The organism is Streptomyces sp. NPDC017225 (assembly GCF_044331465.1).
In the GTDB taxonomy this organism is placed as follows: Bacteria; Actinomycetota; Actinomycetes; order Streptomycetales; family Streptomycetaceae; genus Streptomyces.
In genome coordinates, this window is record NZ_JBIRNE010000001.1 from 519129 (window position 1) to 540226 (window position 21098).

At 72.7% G+C, this 21098-nt stretch carries 19 protein-coding genes; 5 read left to right on the plus strand and 14 right to left on the minus strand.

What is annotated here, in order from left to right:
- The first annotated feature begins 6 nt into the window (after positions 1-6).
- Positions 7-519 carry an N-acetyltransferase gene (locus tag ACH4NX_RS02260; protein WP_351400749.1) on the plus strand — a complete coding sequence of 171 codons (513 nt, stop codon included), beginning with the start codon at positions 7-9 and terminating at the stop codon, positions 517-519.
- 233 nt (positions 520-752) lie between these two features.
- Here ACH4NX_RS02260 and ACH4NX_RS02265 read toward each other — a convergent pair whose 3' ends face one another.
- The 3 genes from ACH4NX_RS02265 to ACH4NX_RS02275 all read right to left on the minus strand — a co-directional run bounded on the left by ACH4NX_RS02265 (position 753) and on the right by ACH4NX_RS02275 (position 3811).
- On the minus strand, positions 753-2327 hold the full coding sequence (locus ACH4NX_RS02265; protein ID WP_351402562.1) for an MDR family MFS transporter: 1575 nt from the start codon (positions 2325-2327) through the stop codon (positions 753-755).
- Positions 2328-2421: 94 nt separating this feature from the next.
- Positions 2422-3045, minus strand: a complete 624-nt coding sequence (locus tag ACH4NX_RS02270) for a TetR family transcriptional regulator (protein WP_351402560.1) — start codon at positions 3043-3045, stop codon at positions 2422-2424.
- A gap of 181 nt (positions 3046-3226) precedes the next feature.
- Complete coding sequence (locus ACH4NX_RS02275; protein WP_351393645.1) at positions 3227-3811, minus strand: rhodanese-like domain-containing protein; 585 nt, start codon at positions 3809-3811, stop codon at positions 3227-3229.
- Positions 3812-3901: 90 nt separating this feature from the next.
- Here ACH4NX_RS02275 and ACH4NX_RS02280 point away from each other — a divergent pair, with 90 nt between their 5' ends.
- Entirely contained in the window at positions 3902-4180 is a 279-nt protein-coding gene (locus ACH4NX_RS02280) for a metal-sensitive transcriptional regulator (protein WP_102930309.1), read from the plus strand.
- A gap of 13 nt (positions 4181-4193) precedes the next feature.
- On the opposite strand, the gene ACH4NX_RS02285 is transcribed toward ACH4NX_RS02280, so the two are convergent.
- The gene (locus tag ACH4NX_RS02285) at positions 4194-4937 is read right to left on the minus strand and encodes a sulfite exporter TauE/SafE family protein (RefSeq protein ID WP_351393648.1); all 744 of its coding nucleotides are present in this window, start codon (positions 4935-4937) and stop codon (positions 4194-4196) included.
- A complete protein-coding gene (locus ACH4NX_RS02290; RefSeq protein WP_398127377.1) occupies positions 4934-6316 on the minus strand; it encodes a rhodanese-like domain-containing protein in 1383 nt (460 codons plus the stop codon). Before ACH4NX_RS02290 ends, ACH4NX_RS02285 begins: the two co-directional genes overlap by 4 nt.
- A gap of 413 nt (positions 6317-6729) precedes the next feature.
- Between ACH4NX_RS02290 and ACH4NX_RS02295 the strand changes: the two genes are divergently transcribed.
- Positions 6730-9120: a phosphoketolase family protein gene (locus tag ACH4NX_RS02295; protein ID WP_351393654.1), complete on the plus strand. Its 2391-nt coding sequence runs from the start codon at positions 6730-6732 to the stop codon at positions 9118-9120.
- On the plus strand, positions 9117-11492 hold the full coding sequence (locus ACH4NX_RS02300; RefSeq protein ID WP_398127378.1) for a glycoside hydrolase family 65 protein: 2376 nt from the start codon (positions 9117-9119) through the stop codon (positions 11490-11492). Before ACH4NX_RS02295 ends, ACH4NX_RS02300 begins: the two co-directional genes overlap by 4 nt.
- Positions 11493-11504: 12 nt before the next feature.
- On the opposite strand, the gene ACH4NX_RS02305 is transcribed toward ACH4NX_RS02300, so the two are convergent.
- Positions 11505-11969, minus strand: a complete 465-nt coding sequence (locus ACH4NX_RS02305; protein ID WP_351393659.1) for a hypothetical protein — start codon at positions 11967-11969, stop codon at positions 11505-11507.
- A 212-nt stretch (positions 11970-12181) separates the two neighbouring features.
- Here ACH4NX_RS02305 and ACH4NX_RS02310 point away from each other — a divergent pair, with 212 nt between their 5' ends.
- The gene (locus tag ACH4NX_RS02310; protein WP_351393661.1) at positions 12182-12472 is read left to right on the plus strand and encodes a hypothetical protein; all 291 of its coding nucleotides are present in this window, start codon (positions 12182-12184) and stop codon (positions 12470-12472) included.
- An 82-nt stretch (positions 12473-12554) separates the two neighbouring features.
- Here ACH4NX_RS02310 and ACH4NX_RS02315 read toward each other — a convergent pair whose 3' ends face one another.
- The 8 genes from ACH4NX_RS02315 to ACH4NX_RS02350 form a co-directional block, all read right to left on the minus strand.
- Positions 12555-13793, minus strand: coding sequence for an arginine deiminase (locus ACH4NX_RS02315; protein WP_351394088.1), 1239 nt, complete (start codon positions 13791-13793; stop codon positions 12555-12557).
- Between the two features lie 75 nt (positions 13794-13868).
- Positions 13869-15323, minus strand: coding sequence for a basic amino acid/polyamine antiporter (locus ACH4NX_RS02320; RefSeq protein WP_398127379.1), 1455 nt, complete (start codon positions 15321-15323; stop codon positions 13869-13871).
- A 136-nt stretch (positions 15324-15459) separates the two neighbouring features.
- The gene (locus ACH4NX_RS02325) at positions 15460-16224 is read right to left on the minus strand and encodes a sulfite exporter TauE/SafE family protein (RefSeq protein ID WP_398127380.1); all 765 of its coding nucleotides are present in this window, start codon (positions 16222-16224) and stop codon (positions 15460-15462) included.
- 43 nt (positions 16225-16267) lie between these two features.
- Entirely contained in the window at positions 16268-17017 is a 750-nt protein-coding gene (locus ACH4NX_RS02330) for a GntR family transcriptional regulator (RefSeq protein WP_351393669.1), read from the minus strand.
- 124 nt (positions 17018-17141) lie between these two features.
- Positions 17142-18005 carry a DMT family transporter gene (locus tag ACH4NX_RS02335; RefSeq protein ID WP_351393671.1) on the minus strand — a complete coding sequence of 288 codons (864 nt, stop codon included), beginning with the start codon at positions 18003-18005 and terminating at the stop codon, positions 17142-17144.
- 94 nt (positions 18006-18099) lie between these two features.
- Entirely contained in the window at positions 18100-18906 is an 807-nt protein-coding gene (locus ACH4NX_RS02340; RefSeq protein WP_351393673.1) for a hypothetical protein, read from the minus strand.
- Between the two features lie 542 nt (positions 18907-19448).
- The gene (locus ACH4NX_RS02345) at positions 19449-20399 is read right to left on the minus strand and encodes a hypothetical protein (RefSeq protein WP_351393676.1); all 951 of its coding nucleotides are present in this window, start codon (positions 20397-20399) and stop codon (positions 19449-19451) included.
- A 24-nt stretch (positions 20400-20423) separates the two neighbouring features.
- A complete protein-coding gene (locus ACH4NX_RS02350; protein ID WP_351393678.1) occupies positions 20424-20999 on the minus strand; it encodes a DUF488 domain-containing protein in 576 nt (191 codons plus the stop codon).
- Positions 21000-21098: the final 99 nt, after the last annotated feature.

A 21098-nucleotide genomic window follows, 5' to 3' on the forward strand; every position in this document is an offset into this window, starting at 1 on the left:
CCCGTCATGTCCCACACCTGGAGCACGCGCGCCGAGACCGGCGCCGACATCCCCGGCATCCGTGACATCGTCCGCACCGCCTTCCCGACGCCGGAGGAGGCCGCCCTCGTCGACGCGCTGCGCGCCGACCCGGAGGCCTGGATCGACGGACTGTCCGTCGTCGCGGTGGACGGCGACGACCGGCCCGTGGGCCACGCCCTGCTGACCCGCTGCCACGTCGGGGCCAGCCCGGCGCTCTGCCTGGCACCCGTCGCCGTCCGGCCCGAGCGGCAGAACAGCGGCGCGGGCTCGGCGGCCGTCCGGGCGGCGCTCACCGCGGCGGAGCGGCTGGGCGAGCGCCATGTCGTCGTCCTGGGCCACCCGGAGTACTACCCCCGGTTCGGCTTCGTCCGGGCCTCCGTCCACGGCATCGGCCTGACCATCGACGTCCCGGACGAGGCCCTCATGGCCCTCACCCTGGACGCCGCCCACCCGCTGCCCGCCGGCACCGTCCGCTACGCGGCACCGTTCGGTATCTGACCGCCGGCCGGATCACGGTCGCCGACCGGCGGCCGGCCCCGCGTGCCGTGCCGGGGCGGGACTTCCTCCCGCCCCGGCACGGCTCTTCCCTCCGCCGAGGGTCTCCCTCCTGAACGCCTGGCCGCCTCGATCGCGGTGGCCCGCGGCCGAGGCGGTGCGCGAACCCCGACGGGGCTGCCCACCGGGAAGGTGGGCAGCCCCGTCGGGGTGTGCGCGTGGTGTCTGCCGGTGGCTCAGCCGACCGGCGCGGCCGGGCCCTTGCCGGCCGGTTCGGCGGCGGCTTCGCCTGCCTCCTCGGCGAGACGCTCCATGCCGCTGGTGGTCTTCAGCGGCTTCTCCTTGATGAACACGACGGCCACCACTGCCAGCAGTGCGAACGGCGTGGCGATGAGGAACAGGTCGGCCGTGGCGACACCGTAGGCGTGCTCGACGATGGTCCGCATCGGTGCGGGCAGCGTGGACATGTCCGGGACGCTGTGCCCGCCCGCGCTCTCACCGCCGGGCACGGTGGCGCCCGCGTCGCTGAGTCCCTTGGTCATCTCACTGGCGACCCGGTTGGCGAGGATCGCGCCGAGGACGCTGACGCCGATGGTGCCGCCCATGCTGCGGAAGAAGGACAGCACGGAGGTCGCGGCGCCCAGGTCGGCGGCGGCCACGTCGTTCTGGGCGGCCAGCACCAGGTTCTGCATCAGCATGCCGACGCCGACGCCCATGATCGCCATGTAGAGGCTGAGCAGACCGAAGTGCGTCTTCGCGTCGATCGTGGCGAGCAGCGCGAGGCCGACGGCCATCAGGACCGCACCCCACACCAGGTACCGCTTCCACGTGCCGGTCCGGCTGATCACCTGTCCGGCGACGGTGGACGACACCAGCAGGCCGAGGATCATCGGCAGGCTCATCAGACCCGCGACGGTCGGCGACTTGCCCAGGGCGATCTGGAAGTACTGCGAGAGGAAGACGGTCCCGCCGAACATGGCGACACCGACCAGGAGGCTGGCGACGGTGGTCAGCGTGACCGTGCGGTTGCGGAAGATGTCGAGCGGGATGACCGGCTCGGGGGTACGGGCCTCGACGAAGACCGCGGCGACCAGCAGCAGCACGCCACCGCCCGCGAGGGCAGCGGTCTGCCAGGAGGCCCAGTCGAACTCGTTGCCGGCCAGCGACACCCAGATGAGCAGCGCGCAGACACCGGCGACGATCAGGAAGGCGCCGAGCCAGTCGATCCGCACCTGGCGCTTGGTCACCGGCAGCCGCAGCGTGCGCTGCAGCAGCGCGATGGCGAGCAGCGCGAACGGCACGCCGATGAAGAAGCACCAGCGCCAGCCCAGCCACGAGGTGTCCACCAGGACACCGCCGATGAGCGGACCGGCCACGGTGCCCACGGCGAAGACGGCACCGAAGATGCCGGCGTACTTGCCCAGCTGGCGGGGCGGGATGACGGAGGCCATCACGACCTGTGCGAGAGCGGTCAGACCGCCCGCGCCGATGCCCTGCACGACCCGGCTGAAGATCAGCAGTTCGACGCCCTGGGAGAAGCCGGCCAGCAGCGAGCCGACCACGAACATGGCCAGCGAGAGCTGGAGCAGCAGCTTCTTGTTGAAGAGGTCGGACAGCTTGCCCCACAGGGGCACCGTCGCGGTCATCGCCAGCAGTTCGGAGGTGACGACCCAGGTGTAGGACGACTGGCTGGCGCCCAGGTCGGCGATGATCGTGGGCAGCGCGTTGGAGACGACGGTGCCGGCCAGGATGGCGACGAACATGCCGGCCATCAGACCGGACATGGCCTGGAGTATCTGCCGTTGGTTCATGGCGGTGGGAGGCGCGTCGGCGGGCGCCTGTGATGCGGTCACGGCATCTCTTTCGGTGGTGGTCTGATGAGGTCGCGAGAGCCCGGCGCGGAGGCTACGCGGGAGGTGCCGGAAGGCCGGCGGCGAGGAGGGTGAACACCTCGTGGAAGACGTCGAGGAAGGCGGCTTCCTCCTGGTGGGCGGACCAGTGGTCCATGCTGGTGCGCACGGCTGCGTGCGCCACGGAGGCCAGCAGCCGCGGGTAGAGGCCGTCGCCGGTGCCGTGGAGGCGTTCGGCGATGGCTTCGGCCAGGTTGGCCTCGGCCGCCATGTGCGCCCCGACGCCGCGCGCCAGGAGGTGCGGTGAGGCGTGCAGCACTTCGGCGTGCAGCCGCCACAGCTCGTGGTCCTGCTCCGCCTCGGCGAACTCCGCGGCCAGGGCCCCGCGCAGGGCTTCCAGCGGGGAGAGCTCGGCCGGTGCCTCGAGTACGGCACACCGCATGCGTGCGCCGGCGTCCGCGTCCATCACGACGAACGCGTCGTCGCGGGTGTCGAAGTAGTTGAAGAAGGTTCGCACCGACACCCCGGCCGCGGCGCTGATCGCCTCGACGGTGACCTTCTCCGCCCCGTGTTCCGCGGCGAGACGTACCGCGGCCTCGGCGAGAGCGGCACGCGTGGCCCGCTTCTTCCGCTCCCGCAAGCCGCCCCCCGCGGCACCTTTCTCCCACATAAGTTGCATGGTATGCAAAGATGCACGCCGTGCAAAATCAGCGGCGGGCGCCGATCCCCCAAGGGATCGGCGCCCGCCGTCACGCGGTGGTCCCGCCGTCACGCGGTGGTCCCGCCGTCACGCGGTGGTCCCGCCGTCACGCGGTGGTCCCGCCGTCACGCGGTGGTCCCGCGTCACGCGACGGCCCGGCTCAGGCCGCCAGCCGCGCCAGCGTCTCCTCGAAGGGGACGGCGCCCCCGGCGGGCCGGTTGTGCGGGAGCCTCGCCAGTACGGCGGCCATGCCGCAGGTGTTGGTCACCCCGGAGAAGACCAGGCCCGCGCCGACCGCGCCGGACAGCCAGTGCGCGCGGCGCCGGACGCGGCCCGCCAGGAACCCGGCGGCGACGAGCGTCCCGGCGGCGAGGCGCACCTGCCGGTCCATGGGCCACGGCGTACGGGCGCCGGTCTGACGCTCGACCGGGTGACCGGCCGCCGCCCAGGCGCCTGTGCCGCCCTCGAGAGTGGCCGCCTCGACGCCGTGCGCCGCGAGTCGCGCGCAGCCCTTGGCGGACCTGGCTCCGGAGGCGCACACCAGCAGCAGCGGCCCCCGTGCGGCGGCCGTCGTCAGGGCGCCGGCGGCCTCGTCGAGCCGTTCCAGCGGAACGTTGTGCGCGCCGGGGAGGTGCCCGCCGGCGTACTCGCCGGGGGAGCGGACGTCGACGACGGTGAACTCGCCGAGGCGGCCCACGGCCTGGTCGGTGCTCAGGGTGGTGGCCGGAGCGGTGGGGGTGATCACGGAAGGGAACCTCTCTCGTTGCCGCGTCTGCGCGCGGTAGGATACCCGCAGGGGTATGCGGGACAATGTGGGCCAGATGGAGGAGCAGGCGTGGAACTCGACATGTCGGCCGACGAGCTGAAGTCGGCGCTCAACCGGCTGCGGCGCGCTCAGGGGCAGCTCGCGGGAGTCATCCGGATGATCGAGGAGGGGCGCGACTGCGAGGACGTGGTCACGCAGCTCGCCGCCGTCTCCCGGGCCCTGGACCGGGCCGGTTTCTCGATCATCGCCACGGGGCTGCAGCAGTGCATGACCAGCGAGGACCCCGAGGTGCGGGACTCCGCGCAGATGCGGGCCCGACTGGAGAAGCTCTTCCTCTCGCTGGCCTGACCGGCCGGGCCGCTCACAGCAGCGCCGTGGCGCCCATCGCCACGGCGACGGCGAGCAGCACGGAGCCGAAGACGCGCCGCAGGGTGGCGGCGGAGACCTTCGCCGCCAGCCGTCTGCCGTCCCACGCGCCCAGGACGGCGGTGGCCAGGAACGGCAGGAGCAGCGTGAGGTCCAGGTGTACGGCGGTGTACGCCCGGGCCGCCAGGGCCACCAGCGCGTTGGCCATGACGGCCAGCAGGCTCGTGCCCACCGCCGCGCTCATCGGCACGGCCAGTACCGTCACCAGCGCCGGGACCGCCAGGAAGCCGCCGCCGACCCCCAGGAACCCGGTCACCGCGCCCAGCCCGGCTCCGGCTCCGGTGGCCCGGACACCCGACACCGTGCCGCCCTCGCGCGGCGCCCGGCGGCGCAGCATGCGCAGGCCCGCCAGCGCGGCCAGCGCCGCGAAGACCAGCGTCAGCACCACCTCCGGGACACGCGGGGACAGAGCGCCGGCCGCGGCGGCGGGCAGCAGGCCGGCCGCCGCGAACAGCAGCCCGGCCCGCCAGCGCACCGCCCCGGCCCGGGCATGGGCCACCAGCGCGGTGACCGATGTGACGATCACGACGACCAGGCTCGCGGTGGTCGCCGCGGCCGGGGTGAAACCCAGCAGATAGATGAGCGCGGGCACGGTGAGGATGCTGCCGCCCGCCCCCAGCGCGCCCAGGGACAGACCGGCCGCGGCACCGGCGAGCAGGGCGAGGACCAGCGGAGTCATGCGGCGGTGCCGCCCGAGGGCGTGACGAGCGGCAGACCCGCGTCGGCCGCCGCCGCGAAACCGTCGTCGACCGCGACCACCTCGCGTCCGGCGGCGTCCAGCACGGACGCGGCGACGGCCGCGCGCATGCCGCCCGCGCAGTGCACCCACACGGTGCCCGGCGGAACCTCGTCCAGCCGCTGGTGGATCTCGTGGACCGGAAGGTGCACACTGCCCTCGACCCAGCCGCCCGCGCGCTCGTTGTCCCGGCGTACGTCGACGACCACCGGGTCCTCACCACCGCGCCGCGCCGTGGCCAGCTCGGCGAAGGTGGCGCGCCGGAACGAGGCCGGGCGGGTCCCGTCCGCGACCCAGTCGGCGGGGGAGCCGACCGCCGCCGCGGCCGGCCGGTCGATGCCCACCCGGGCCAGCTCCCGCTGGGCGCGGGCGAGCTCCCGCGTACTGTGCGCGAGCAGCGTCACCGGCTTGCCCCACGGGATCATCCACGCCAGATAGGTCGCGAGCTGTCCGTCGACCTCGAAGTTGAACGACCCGGCGACATGGCCCGCGGCGAACGCCACCCGGCCGCGCAGGTCCACGACCCACTCACCGGCGGCCAGCCGCCGGGCGATCTCGTCCGCGTCGGCCCGCCGGGGCTCGGTCAGGTCCACGGGAGCGGGGCCCTCGGCGTTCGCCGGGCCCATGTGCGCGTAGTAGGCGGGTACGTCGTCCAGTCCCGCCAGCAGTTCCTGGACGAAGGTCTCCACGTCCTGGACGAGCGCCGGATTGGCCGCCTTCTCCGCGCCGATGGTGCTCCGCTCGCCGCCGGACGACGAGGAGGAGCAGAAACTGCCGAAGCCGTGCGTGGGCAGCACGGCCACCCGGTCCTCCAGCTGGCCCGCGAGACGCCGCGCGGAGGCGTGCTGCGCGCGGGCCAGCTCCTCGGTCAGCCGCGGCTCCACGAGGTCGGGCCGGCCCACGGTGCCGATCAGCAGCGAGCCGCCGGTGAAGGCGGCCACCGCCCGCCCCGCCTCCTGGAGGACGTACGAGGTGTGGTGCGGGGTGTGGCCGGGCGTGGCCACCGCGCGCAGCTCCAGCCCCTCGTCGAGAGGCTCCACGTCCCCGTCGGCCACCGCCACGCGCGCGTACGCCACCTCCGCCCCGGCCGGCACCAGGTAGCGCGCGCCGGTGAGACGGGCGAGCTCCAGGCCGCCGGTGACGTAGTCGTTGTGCACATGGGTCTCGGCGACGGCGGCGATCCGCACCCCGCGCCGGGCGGCCTCGGCGATGACGCGGTCGATGTCCCGCGGCGGGTCCACGACCACCGCCGAGCGGGCACCGCCCGCGAGGTAGCTGCGGTTGCCCAGTCCCTCGGTCTCCAGGACGTCGACAAAGAACACGGCGCACTCTCCTTCCTGATTACCCCCCAGGGTATTTCTCCCCACCGTAACAGATATACCCAGGGGGGTATACAGGTGGACGGATGGGGGGGGCGCCGCACGCGGTCCTTCCGCGCCGCCGGGAGAAGACTGTGCGGGGGATCGGACAACTCCTGCGTGCCCGCCGGAAGTTGGGGTACCCGCTGCGGCAGCACGGCCGGCACCGGGGTCGGCGCCGGTGACGGTCGTGCTGCCCGCCGTCGCTCGCCCCTCGTCGGCATCGCCCCCTTGCCGGCACCGCCTCCGTGCGGAGAACCGACGTGACCCGAACGGCCCTGTCGGGTACCCGAGCGGCCTGCGCGGGGTTGGGATGTGTACGGGTACCCCCGTGCCCGCGCGGCCCGACCGCTGTCCCGACACGGAAAGGACCCCCGATGTCCGCCGACACCCAGCAGGCGCCCCCCGGGCTCACGGACGAGGAGCTCGCCGGCCTGGACGCCCACTGGCGCGCCGCGAACTACCTCTCCGTCGGCCAGATCTACCTGATGGCCAACCCCCTGCTGACCGAGCCCCTGCGCCCCGAGCACGTCAAGCCCCGACTGCTCGGCCACTGGGGCACCTCACCCGGCCTCAACCTGGTCCACACCCACCTCAACCGGGTGATCAAGGCCCGTGACCTCGACGCCCTGTGCATCTGGGGCCCCGGCCACGGAGGCCCCGCCGTCCTGGCGAACTCGTGGCTGGAGGGCTCGTACACCGAGACCTATCCGGACATCACCCGGGACGCGGCCGGGATGGCCCGGCTGTTCAAGCAGTTCTCGTTCCCCGGCGGCGTGCCGAGCCATGTCGCGCCCGAGACGCCGGGCTCCATCCACGAGGGCGGCGAACTCGGCTACTCGCTCTCGCACGCCTACGGAGCAGCCTTCGACCACCCCGGCCTGGTGGTCGCCTGCGTGATCGGCGACGGGGAGGCGGAGACCGGCCCCCTGGCGACGTCCTGGCACTCCAACAAGTTCCTCGACCCCGTGAACGACGGCGCCGTCCTGCCGGTCCTGCACCTCAACGGCTACAAGATCGCCAACCCGACCGTGCTCGCCCGCCTCCCCGAGGCGGAACTCGACGAACTCCTGCGGGGCTACGGCCACGACCCGATCCACGTCACCGGCGACGAGCCGGCCGCCGTCCACCGGGCCATGGCCCACGCCATGGACACCGCCCTGGACCGCATCGCCGCGATCCAGCGGGCCGCCCGCGAGGAGGGTGCCACCGACCGCCCCCGCCGGCCGATGATCGTACTGCGCACTCCCAAGGGCTGGACCGGCCCGGCCGAGGTCGACGGCCTGCCCGTGGAGAACACCTGGCGCGCCCACCAGGTCCCGCTGCCCGCCGTACGGACCGACCCGGAACACCTGAGGCAGCTGGAGCGGTGGCTGCGCTCCTACCGGCCCGGTGAACTGTTCGACGACGCCGGAGCACCGCGCCCCGCCGTCCTGGCCGCCGTCCCCGAGGGCGCGCGCCGCCTCGGAGCCAGCCCCTACGCCAACGGCGGGCTGCTCCTGCGCGAGCTGCCGCTGCCGCCGCTGGAGAAGTACGCCGTCCCCGTCGACGAACCCGGCGCGAGCATGCACGAACCCACCCGGGTCCTCGGCGACCTGCTCCGCGACGTCATGGAGGCCACCGCCGAACGGCGCGACTTCCGTCTCGTCGGCCCCGACGAGACCGCCTCCAACCGCCTCCAGGCCGTCTACGCCGCCAGCGGCAAGGCCTGGCAGGAACGCACGCTGCCCGTCGACGAGAACCTCGACCGGCACGGCCGCGTCATGGAGATCCTCTCCGAACACACCTGCCAGGGCTGGCTGGAGGGCTATCTCCTCACCGGCCGGCACGGACTGTTCTCCTGCTACGAGGCCTTCGTCCACATCGTCGACTCGATGGTCAACCAGCACGTCAAATGGCTGCGGGTGACCCGCCGCCTGCCCTGGCGCGCACCCATCGCCTCCCTCAACTACCTGCTCACCTCCCACGTGTGGCGCCAGGACCACAACGGCTTCTCCCACCAGGACCCCGGCTTCGTCGACCACATCCTCAACAAGAGCCCCGAGGCCGTACGGGTCTACCTGCCGCCGGACGCCAACACCCTGCTCTCGGTCGCCGACCACGCGCTGCGCAGCCGCGACTACGTCAACGTGATCGTCGCCGGCAAGCAGCCCTGCTTCGACTGGCTGTCCATGGAACAGGCGAGGACGCACTGCGCGCGCGGCGCCGGCATCTGGGACTGGGCCGGCACCGAGGACGGCACCCGCGAACCCGACGTGGTGCTCGCCTGCGCGGGCGACGTCCCGACCCAGGAGGTGCTCGCCGCCGCCCAGCTCGTCCGCCGCCACCTGCCCGGACTCGCCGTACGTGTCGTCAACGTCGTCGACATCGCCCGGCTGCTGCCCAGCGGGGAACACCCGCACGGCATGAGCGACTTCGAGTACGACGGCCTGTTCACCGCCGACAGGCCGGTCATCTTCGCCTACCACGGGTACCCCTGGCTGATCCACCGCCTCGCCTACCGGCGCACCGGCCACGCCCATCTGCACGTGCGCGGCTACAAGGAGATCGGGACCACCACCACACCCTTCGACATGGTGGTGGGCAACGACATGGACCGCTACCGCCTGGTCATGGACGTCATCGACCGGGTGCCGGGCCTCGCCGTGCGCGCGGCGGCCGTACGGCAGCGGATGGAGGACGCCCGGCTGCGCCACCACGACTGGATCCGCGAGCACGGAGTGGACCTGCCCGAGGTCGCCGACTGGTCCTGGGAGGGCTCGAAGTGACCGCGACGCCCTCGACCTGGGACTACGACCACTACGACCCCGCGGACGAGCGGCTGCGCGAGTCGCTGTGCACACTCGGCAACGGCTACTTCGCCACCCGCGGCGCGCTGCCCGAGTGCGTCGCGGACGACGTGCACTACCCGGGCACCTACGTGGCCGGCTGCTACAACCGGCTCACCTCCACCGTCGCCGGGCGGGAGGTGGAGAACGAGGACATGGTCAACCTCCCCAACTGGCTGCCCCTGCGCTTCAGGGCCGACGGAGGGGACTGGCTCACGCCGGACACCGCCGAGGTGCTCGACCACCGGCAGACCGTACACCTGGAATCGGGCGTGCTGGAGCGCCGCACCCACTTCGGGATCGGCCAAGGACGCGTGCTGTCCGTGCGCCAGCTGCGCATGGTGCACATGGCCGATCCCCACCTCGCCGCGCTGCGCACGGAGTTCACGGTCGAGTCCGGTGCGGCCGACCTCGACGTGGAAGCGGCCCTGGACGGCGGCGTCACCAACTCCGGGGTGCCGCGCTACCGGGAGCTGGAGGGCCGCCACCTGACCCACGTGCACACCGGCGACGCCGACGACGGCACGGTGTGGCTGCGCTGCCGCACCCGCACCTCCGACATCCGGGTCGGCATGGCGGCCCGCACGACGGCCGGCGCGCCCGTCACCCCGGCCCGGGAACACCTGCGCGTCACCCAGCGCGCGACGCTGCGCGCGGAGCCGGGCCGCACCGTCACGGTCGACAAGATCGTGGCCCTGCACACCTCACGCGACCCGGCGATCAGCGACCCCCTGCAGGCCGCCGTCGACCGGGTGGCCGACGCCCCCGGCTTCGACGAACTGCTGGTGTCGCAGCGCACGGCCTGGGGCCAGCTGTGGCGCCGCGCCGAACTCGACGTACCCGGTGAGGCGGGCGACATCCTGCGCCTGCACCTCTTCCACGTGCTGCAGACCCTCTCCCCGCACACCGCCGACCTCGACGTGGGCGTACCGGCGCGCGGACTGCACGGGGAGGCCTACCGCGGACACGTCTTCTGGGACGAGCTGTTCGTCCTGCCCTACCTCAACCTGCACTTTCCCGAGGTGTCCCGCGCCCTGCTCCACTACCGGCACCGCCGCCTGGACCGGGCCCGCGCCGCGGCCCGCGCGATCGGCAGGCGCGGCGCGCTGTATCCGTGGCAGAGCGGCAGCGACGGACGCGAGGAGACCCAGCAACTGCACCTCAACCCGCGCTCGGGCCGCTGGCTCCCGGACCACTCGCACCTCCAGCACCATGTGGGGTCGGCGATCGCGTACAACGTGTGGCAGTACTGCGAGGCGAGCGGAGACGCCGAGTTCCTGCACACCAAGGGCGCCGAGACGCTGCTGCAGATCGCGCGCTTCTGGGCGGACTCCGCGACCTGGGACGAGCACCTGGGACGGCACCGCATCCGCGGCGTCGTCGGCCCCGACGAGTACCACGAGGCCTACCCCGGCGCCGAGAAGCCGGGCCTCGACGACAACGCGTACACCAACGTCACCGCCGCCTGGGTCCTGACCCGCACCCTGGAGGTGCTGGCCGGCCTGCCCGGACCCCGCCGCCGCGAACTCGTCGAACGCACCGCTCTGGACGACGGGGAACTGGAACAGTGGGAGAGCGTCTCACGCACCCTCCACGTCCCCTTCCACGACGGTGTCGTCAGCCAGTTCGAGGGGTACGGCGACCTCGCCGAACTCGACTGGGCCGGCTACCGCGAGCGGTACGGCGACATCCGGCGCCTGGACCGGGTCCTGGAGGCCGAGGACGACAGTGTCAACAACTACCAGGCCTCCAAGCAGGCCGACGTACTGATGCTGGGCTATCTCTTCTCCCCGGCCGAACTCCGCTCGCTCTTCGAGCGGCTGGGCTACGACCTGGACGAGCGGACCTGGCAGCGCACCGTCGACTACTACCTGGCCCGCACCAGCCACGGCTCCACCCTCAGCGGACTCGTCCACGGCTGGATCCTGGCCCGGGCCCGCCGCGCCGAGGCCTGGGCCTTCTGCCAGGAGGCGCTCAAGGGCGACGTCGCCGATCTCCAGGGCGGCACCACCGGCGAGGGAATCCACCTCGGTGCCATGGCAGGCACCCTCGACCTCGTCCAGCGGGGGCTGACCGGACTGGAGACCCGGGCGGGCGCCCTGTGGCTGGACCCGGTGCCGCTGCCGGAGCTGTCGTCGTACGGGTTCTCCATCCGCTACCAGGGCCACTGGGGTGTACGGGTCCGGCTCGAGCACGGCCGGCTGGAGATCGCCGTGCCCTCGTCCGGCCCCCTGCCGATCGACGTCCGGCTGCCGGACCGCACGGTGCGACTCCAGCCGGGCGACGCCTGCCGGCTGGCCCTCACGGACTGACCGCGGGGGCCGTCAGGCCCACAGCGGGTAGGTCACCACGCGGGGGGAGCCGTCCGGTCTGCCGTCGGTGTAGGTCAGGGTCAACCGGGTGTAGTGCCGCTCTCCCGGGTCCTTCTCCCACGGCTGCGGCTGGTCCAGCCGGACGGTCACGGGATACGAGTGGAACGTGCCCGCGGCGCAGTAGGGGTCGCAGTCGTTGATGGCGTTGGTGCCCCGGCCCACCGCGGCGTTCGCGTCCCAGCGCAGCCAGTTCAGTGAGACCAGCCGGCTGTTGCCGTCCCCGCAGGCGAGCAGGAACGCCCCCGGCCGCACCTCCGGTTGCCAGGCACAGTCGACCAGCACGGGGTCCTGTGCCTGCTGGACGGGGGGCGGTGTCGGTTGTTCCGCCGACGGTGCGGCCCAGGTCGTGCCCAGGGGTATCGCGAGCGCGGCGGCGGCACAGAGCGTGACCGCTGCCCTCATCGGGTTTCTGCCCATGTCTGCTCCCGGCCGTCTCGGGGTCGCTTGGCTCCGCCTTCCCCGTACCGACCGTACGGCCGTGTCCGGGAACCCACCACTCGTACGGAGCAGCGCACGGATGTCGGGGAGTTTCGGCAGGCGGTGTTCCGGTGCGCCGACACGGTAGGGTCCGCCCGCCGGCGCCCGTGCCGGGCCGGTTCGTGCGACAAGGCGCCGATCGCGTCCACCGAGTGGTCGCCGGGCCGGTCCGCAACCGCCGTCGCCGCCCCGGTGTCTCGTGCCGTCGGGAACGGCGGCCCGTCACATCCTGCTCCAGCCGCCCAACCCCGCCGAAACGCCTTCCCTGCCGCATCGACCCCGTCGACCTGCGCCGTCCGGACCTGCTCGCCCTCCTGGCCGCGGCGGGTATCGCGCCCTCCGCCGGCGACCGGGCCGCCATCGAACAGCTCAGCGAGCTCCCCGGCAGCGTGCACACCGCACTGCGCCGGTGGCTGGAGCAGGCGTACGGCTTCTGCCGGTGACGGGTGACGGGTGACGGGTGACGGGTGACGGGGCGGCCGGGGCGGTCGGCCCGACTGGTCCGACCGGGTGACCACCGGCCGCTCAGAAGTCGACGGGGTCCCGTACCAGAGGGCAGGTCATGCAGTGCCCTCCGCCCCGCCCCCGGCCCAGCTCCGCGCCCACGATGGTCACGACCTCGATGCGGGCCTCGCGCAGCAGGGCGTTGGTGAGCGTGTTGCGGTCGTACGTGAACACCACGCCGGGTTCCACCGCGACGGCGTTGTTCCCGCTGTCCCACTGCTGGCGCTCGGAGGCGTAGACGTCGCCGCCCGTCTCCACCACCCGCAGCGAGGACAGCCCGAGCGCCTTGGCGACGACGTCCACGAAGGGGGTGGTGCCCTCGTCGACGATGTCGAACCCGGGTGCCCGGTCCCCGGGGCGCAGCGAGAAGGTGTGCACCCCGTCCATGATCCGGGGGTAGAGGGTGACCACGTCCCGGTCGGCGAAGGTGAACACCGTGTCCAGGTGCATGGCGGACCGCAGCTTCGGCATCCCGGCGACGACGACGTGCTCGGCGGCGCCGCTGCGGAACAGCGCGGCGGCGACCTGGGTGATGGCCTGCCGAGAGGTCCGCTCGCTCATGCCCATCAGCACGACACCGTTGCCCACCGGCATGATGTCGCCGCCCTCGAAGGTGGCCTGGCCCCAGTCGAGTTCGGGGTCGCCCCACCACACCGTCGAGCCCTTGAAGTCGGGGTGGAAGGTGTAGATCGCCTTCATCAGCAGGGTCTCGTCGTGCCGCGCGGGCCAGTACAGCGGGTTGAGGGTGAGCCCGCCGTACAGCCAGCAGGTGGTGTCCCGGGTGTACAGGGTGTTGGGCAGCGGAGGCATCAGGTACTCGCGGGCACCGGTGGACTCGCGGGCGAGGGTGAGGTGCGGGGAGCGGAAGTCCTCGGGCAGGTCATCGGTGGCGAGCCCGCCGACGAGGTACTCGGCGAGCTCTCTGGGCGACAGGGTCTCCAGGTAGGCGCGGGTCGCGTCGATGAGGCCGATGCCGACCTGGTTGGCGACGATCTTCCGGTCCAGGAGCCATGCCTTCGCCTCCGGGATCGCCATGATCCGCGCCAGCAGGTCGTGCAGCTCCACCACCTCCACCCCGCGCCGGCGCAGCTCGCCGACGAACGCCGCGTGGTCGCGCTGGGCGTTCTCCACCCACATCACGTCGTCGAAGAGCAGGTCGTCGGAGTTGGTGGGCGTGAGCCGCCGGTGCGCGAGACCGGGGGAACACACCAGGACCTTGCGCAGTCTGCCCACCTCGGAGTGGACGCCGAGCGCGGGCATCGCGGCGCTTTCGTTGCTGTTCACACGGCCTCCTTGGAGGATGCGGGACGAGGCTGGAAACGAAGAGGGCGCGGCTCACAGGCTGATCCATCCGGCCGCCAGGGCCACGAGGCCGATCACCGCGCCGACCACCGAGACGGCCAGGACGACGAGTTCCCCGGGCGAGAACAGCCGTCGGCCCTGTTCGCGGCGGGCCATCACGAACAGGACGGTCGCCGGGGCGTAGAGGATGAAGGAGACCAGAACGAACTTCAGACCGGCCGCGTACAGCAGGAACGCGGTGTAGAGCGTCGCGACGACGCCCACGGCCAGCTCCCGCCGGGAGGTCCGGCCGCCCTCCGTCAGCGGGTCGGCACGGGCGCCGATCCGGACCGCGAACCCCGCCGCCAGCAGGTACGGGATCAGGGAGAGGGCACTGGTCAGGTTGAGCGCGAAGTTGAAGGCGTCGTCCGAGAAACTGGTGGCGATCAGGACCACCTGGGTGAGCAGCGAGGTCATCAGCAGCGCCGGCACGGGCACGTCGACCGCGTTGGCACGGCGCAGGAAGCGCGGCATGTCGTCGTCCTTGGCCGCGACGAAGAGCACCTCCGCGGCCATCAGCGTCCAGGCCAGATAGGCGCCCAGCACCGACACGATCAGACCGACGCTGATGAACACCCTGCCCCAGGTGCCGACGGTCTCCTCCAGGACGCCGGCCATGGAGGGCTGGCGCAGGTCGGCGATCTCCGCCATCGGCATGATGCCGTACGACACGATGGTCACCGACGCGAAGACGGCGAACACGCTGAGGAAGCCGAGCACCGTCGCCCTGCCCACGTCGGACCGGCGCTTGGCGTGCCGGGAGTAGACGCTGGCGCCCTCGACACCGAGGAAGACGAAGACGGTGGCCAGCATGGTGCCGCGCACCTGCGAGAACAGGGAACCGGCGTAGTCCGCGCCGCCGAAGTTGTCGGCGAACACGCTCGGCCGGAAGTACACCAGGGCCAGGATGACGAAGATCACGATGGGGACGAGCTTGGCCACCGTGACGACCTTGTTGATGGCCGTCGCTTCCTTCACACCGCGCCGGATCAGCCAGAAGAACGCCCACAGTCCGGCCGAGGACAGGACGACCGCCAGGGCGGTGTCGCCGTCGCCGAGCTCCGGCCAGATCGAGCCGATGGTCGACATGATGAGGACCCAGTACGTCACGTTCCCCACGCACGTGCTGGCCCAGTAGCCGAAGGCGGCGAAGAAGCCCAGGTACTCACCGAAGCCGGCCTTGGCGTACGCGTACACACCCGCGTCGAGGTCGGGCCTGCGCACGGCGAGGGACTGGAAGACGAAGGCCAGCATCAGCATGCCCGTGCCGGCGATCGCCCAGGCGATCAGTGCACCCGCGACGCCCGTCTCCTCGGCGAACCGCCCCGGCAGCGAGAACACCCCGGCGCCCACCATCGACCCGACGACCATGGCCGTCAGGGTGAGCAGCGGCAGTTTTGCGGCCGGCGGGGACTCCCCGCCGGTGTCGCTAGTAGCGGCCTGCGGCATGCCATCCCTCTGGGTCGCCGGTCGATTGCGACCACTGTGCATCATGTGGTGACCTGAGGCATCTTGTTCGCATTGACGCGCTTTGCGTCCAGCGTCCCGTGCCCCGCGTCTCTCGCGGTCCCGGGCGGGCGGCCGGTCAGCCGTGCAGTGCGAGGTACGGGGCGAGCGCGAACAGCGTCACTATCAGGGCGAACTTCAGATGCCGGGTGGGCAGCGCGTGCGCGATGCGCCAGCCGAGCAGCACCCCGGCCAGCTCCGGCACGCCGACCAGCACGGCCAGCGGCCAGTCGACGGCCCCGTGGGCCACGTACCCCAGCGTCCCCACACCGGCGATGACGACGGACTGGGCCTGGGCAGAGGCGAGGGACTCCAGTACGGGCACGCCGAGGGCGACCAGCAGCGGCACGGTGAGCATCGGTCCGCCGATGCCGACGACCCCGGCCGCGACGGCCACCGCGAAGCCCAGCACGGCCACGACGGCCGTCGGAGGGTGCGCCCGTGTCGTGTCCCGGCCGTGCCGTTCCCGGAACCACACCAGGCCCGCCACGCCCGCCACGAACACCGCGAGCACCAGACCGAACGCACGCTTCGACACGAGCGAGTTGAGCATGACGCCCAGTGGTGTGCCGACGACGGCACTCGCGGCCAGGACCAGCGCCGTGCGCCGGGTCCCGGGCTCGCGCAGCTGCCCGGACCGGGTGTAGGCGGCGGTGGCGAGCGCACCGGTGGCGACATGGGTGACGATGGCCGTCCCGGCCACTTCCGCGGGCGTCAGGCCGGTCAGGGCGAACAGACCGATCGTGGGCAGGACGCCGCCCGGCCCGACGGCCGTGATGCCGACGCCACCGACCAGTCCCAGCAGACCGAGCGCGATCAGCACGGGCAGACTCGACCCGGCCACCACGGACCTCCTCTCACCTGTCGCGGTACGGAAAGGGAACGGGTCAGGCGGTGGTCCCTGTCCCGGCGCGGCGCAGGGTGGCGCGCAGGGTCATGCGGTCCGCGCGGACGCGGATCGACTCCGCGTCCACCGGCCGCCCGTCCGCCAGCCGGGTCAGCCGTTCCAGGGCGAAGACCGCCGCCCCCGGCTCGATCCGCAGCAGCGCCGCGGTGTCCGGGTCGGCGGTGACCGCGTGCACCGCCACCTCGGCACGTCCGAGAGGCGCGCCCGCGGCCTCCTCGATCAGACCGAACACGTCGCGTCGCACCAGGTCGCCGGCGAGCACGGCACGGCCGACGTCGGCGGTCAGATAACTGGTGTCCAGCGACAACGGCAGTCCGTCCAGCCAACGCAGCCGCTCCACGTACACACCGCCCGACTCGGCCGGCACGTCCAGACGGGTGGCGATCGCGGCGGGCAGTACGGGCACCACCTCGGCGGCCCGCACCTCGTTGGTCACGATGCCGCGCCCGGTCAGCTCCTCGGCCAGCCCGGTCAGCCGGTCCAGCCCGTGACCGTACTTGGACAGCACCACCGTGGTCCCCACCCCGCGCCGCCGGGTGATCAGCCCTTCCCGGCTCAGCAGGGCCAGGGCGTCCCGAACGGCGTTGCGTGAGGCGCCGAACCGACGGCCCAGGATCCGCTCGTCCGGCAGGGTGCCGTCCGTGAAGCCGCCGTCGGTGATCTGCTGACGCAGCACATCGGCCAGTCGCCGGGCCCGCTCGGCACGAGGTCGTCCCACGTGGTGGTCCATGCCGGTCACGTTAACCCGGCCTGTGTTTCGCCGAAGTTACGCCACCCAACTTGACCTGCGGAAACGTCTGACCTGCGGCTTCATGGGGAGTGCGGGGAGCTTCGCCACCGCTCCGGCGCGGCGCTCACTGCCCGGCGCGCAGATCGATGCCGCGCCGGGCGAGGGTGAGGACACCCATGACGATCAGGGCGACGCCGAGCAGCTCCGGCACGACCCACCAGCCGGTGCGTACGTCCTCGCGGTAGAGGACCACACCGAGCAGGAGGCTCACGGTGGCGTCCCCCAGGGTGAGGGCGGGCTGGGAGGCGATGAGCGGACCACCCTGCATGGCGTGCTCCAGCAGGAGTACGGCACACACGCCGGCCGCGGCGAAACCGTACGTCTGCCAGGCGGTCAGAAAGCCGACCACGCCGTCCGTGTCCAGGGCCCGCATGGAGTCCTTCATCAGCGCGGCCGTCAGGGCGTACCACACCGCGGTGGACGCGCCGAGACAACCGGCGCGGGCCTTGCCGACGGGGCGTTTCAGACCGGCCGCGGCCAGGAGTACGGCCGCTCCGGCGCAGGCCGCCAGCGCGGGCACCCAGCGGTCCAGGGGCACGTCGGGCTCGCCCGCGTCCGGAGCGGCCGACGCCAGCGCGACGCCGAGCCCGACGACCACCCCGCCCACGGCGAGCCACATGGCGCGGGGCAGGTGACGGCCGGTCATCAGCGAGGCCAGCAGCAGAGCCAGCGGAAGCTCCAGCACGAACAACGGCTGTACGAGTGACAGCGGCCCCGTCGCCAGAGCCACCGCCTGCCCCACACCGGCGACGACCACGGCCAGCATGCCGCCGATCCAGACCGGCCGCCGCAACAGATCGAGGATCAACCCCGGGCGAAAGCCCTGGGTCTGCGGCACACTCAGCGCGGCACGCCGCTGGAGCACGGTGGCGAGCGCGTTGCTGAACGCGGCGAGGAGTGCGAAGAGCACCGGCAGTACAACACCCATCCACCGATCCTCACCCCGTTTCCCCCCGACCGCGCGCCGCACCACGACGAGGGAAGACGATGTCACCCACTGGTGGTGCCGGGTGCGGCAGCCGTCAGCTGTCGCTCTGGGTGGACGGCGTCCGGGTCCCGGCGTCCTGCTTCTGCCGCGCCTCCGGTGCGTCGGTGGCGGTGTAGTAGACCGAGGTGCCCTGCTTGGTGCGCTGGGCCTGGTTCTTCGCGACGAGCCCCTCGAGTGTGGTGCGGACGACCGTGGTCTTGATGGTGCGTCCGGAGTGGGCCTGACCGAGCGCCGTGGTGACCTCGGCGGCGGAGCGCGGCTCGCTCTGCTCGACGAGGTGGGTCCTGACCAGCTCGACCAGCGTGGGCCGGTCGGCGGCCTGCTTCGCGGGCGAGGCGTCGGCCGCGGACGTGACCTGCGCCGACTCCTTCCTGGCCGCCGGCTTCCTGGTGGCCTTGACGGTCTTGGTGGCCTTGGCGGACGGCTTCGCGGCCGACTCGGCGGCCGACTTGGCGCCGGTCTTCGCGGCAGCCTTGGCGCCCGGCTTGGCGGCGGCGGTGCCCTTGGACGCGGTGGCGGTCTTCCTGCTCCGCGCCCGCTTCCCGGCGGCCGGCTCCGTGGCGGCGCCCTCACGGGGAGCGGGCACCGTGGCCGCGTCGGTGGTGGCGGCGGGCTCCGGCGCCGTCGCGGGCTGGGCCGGCGGCGAGGCGATGCCGAGCGCCTGCTGCATGTTCACCAGCAGTGCGTGGTCGTGCTGCAACGCGGCCAACTGCTGCTGCGCGGAGGTGATCTCCGCGCTGATGCGCTCCTGCTCCTTGACATTGCGCTCCAGGTCATCGGTCACCTGGGCGCTGTACTGCGACGCCAGTTGGGTGGCGGTCTGCGTCGTGCTCTCGGACATGGTGTTGACTCTCCTCGATTCGCGGCCGTGAAGGCTCGTGAGGAACTGCGGGACATCAGGCGCGCGGGCATGGGGACCATGCCCGATCGGCGCCCGGCAGCGGGGAATACGAGACTGCCACCGGCTGTGCTGACACACAGATACTACGGACGGACGGCGCCTGGTGTTCCCCTGTTTGCTGCCGGGCCGGTATACCACGTATGGCCGCCAACGTGGTATGTGCGGCGAGTTCCTCGCGCGCCTGTTCGGAGCGCCCGCATCCCGTGCCCGCGATCGCCCTCACTCGCCGTCGGGTACCTCGACGGCCGGTCCGTCCTTGCCGACGGTGTGTGTCCGCACGTAGGTGTCCCACTTGTCGCCGACATGCTCCGGGACCTTGCCCTCCGGGCAGCGGATGTGTCCCTCGGGACCCTCACGGACGACGGCCGGTGAACTCGGCCGGTGATACGCACGGTTGACTCCCTCTGTGCCTCCGGCACGGCAAGCCTCCCCCGACGAGTGAAGCGCCTCATGAGTACCGGTACTCATGAGGATGGGCCGTGCTACCTGACACGGGCGGTCGAACGGGCCACCCGGCGAGAGGTCTCCTCGGCCTCCCGCTCCGCCCGGGCCAGCGCGTCCGCCGCCGTACGTCCACGCTCCTCGGCTTCCCGTCGTGCCCGCTCGGTCCGGTCGAGGTCCTCGTGTGCCTGCCGCAGCCGTTGCTCCGCGGCGGACGCCTCCTCGCGGGCCCGGTCGTGTTCCTCCTCGGCCCGCCGCAGTGCCTCGTCGGCGTCCGTCTGCTCCGTGCGGCTGTCACGCAGTCGCCGCGCGGCCTTCTCCGCCGCCTGCTCGGCCCGGGTGAGTTCCTCCTGCCGTCTGCGGCGCCGTTCGGCGAGTTCGTCCTTCGCCCCGGTGGTGCCCGGGGGGCGGGGGGATCGCGACGGGGTCGGCCGTTCGCGCGGCGCGGGCTCGGCCGGGGCGGTGCCCGAGGGGAAGTCCGACGGCGGGGTGAGGGAGCCCACCAGTCGTCCGCCTGCCCACTGTTCGGACGCGTCCGGGTCCGCGAGCACCGCGCGCAGCGTCGACTCGACCTCCCGCTGGGCCGCTTGTGACAGTTGGTGTCCGGCCTCGCGGGCGAGCCGGGCGGCCTGCCGGGACAGGGCCAAGACGATGGTCCGGCGCTGCGCGGAGAGTTCCCTGAGCCCGTCGGCGTCCAGTGTGCGGTGTGCCTCGCGCAGTGCCCGCCCCAGTTCCAGGAACCGACCGCTCTCCTCCGGCTGGGAGTGCCTCAGCAGGTTCGCCGCCCAGGCCGCGAGCGTGGGCCGGCGGGCGGCGCGGATACGCCGGGCGTCCTCCGTCCGTCCGGCCGTTCCGGCGGCCGCGGCGAGTTCCTTCCGGCGGGAGACGAAGTCGGACGGCGGCGCCGTGTAGAGCTGGTCGAGGACCGCCTCGACCGACTCCACGTCCCGGTCGCCGGTCTCCCGGCGCTGCCCGCCGCTCCCGCGCCGCATGATCCTCCGCCTCCGCCTCGACCTCTACGAACGCCCCGACCCGGACGCGGCGGGTTTCGCCGCCGCCTCCTCCTCGTCGTCGTAGACGAGAAGGCCGTCCGCCCGCAGGCGGGCGCCCGGGGTGGGGGAGTGGGGTGTCAGACGGCCGTCGTGCATGAGGTGGTCCACGGGGGTGTCACGGGCCAGCACGGCGAAGTCGGCGATGAGGCGTCGATGGCACCGCCACCACACGGCTTCACTGCACATCACCGCGGTGCGTTCCCGCGCCGCCTGCTCCAGCAACCCGTCCATGGCGGTGACGAACTCCCGCGAGCGGGTGTGGCCGGCGTACCCCTTGAACGAGGTGTTGCGCCAGACGACGTCGGGCGAGTCCGGCGCCGGCTTGCGGAAACCGCCCAGACACTGCTCCCACCGGTAGGTGAGCCCTTCCTCGGGCAGCCATCCGGCGAGCCGCTCCCGCAGCAGGTCGGGATCGCGGCGGCTGCCGGGCGCCGTCCTGACGTCGACCACGGCGGTGACACCGGCACCCCGCAGCAGTGCGGCCAGCGCCGCGCGGCCCGCGGTGCCGTGGCCGAAGGTGACCAGGTGAGGCTGGGACATGTGGTCGGAGTCCCCCCGCAGCCCGCGTTCATACCTCCTGGCCACGGACGCGGACACGGAGGCGCCGGCCGTCGGCCGAACGTGCGCCGTGGGCGTGCG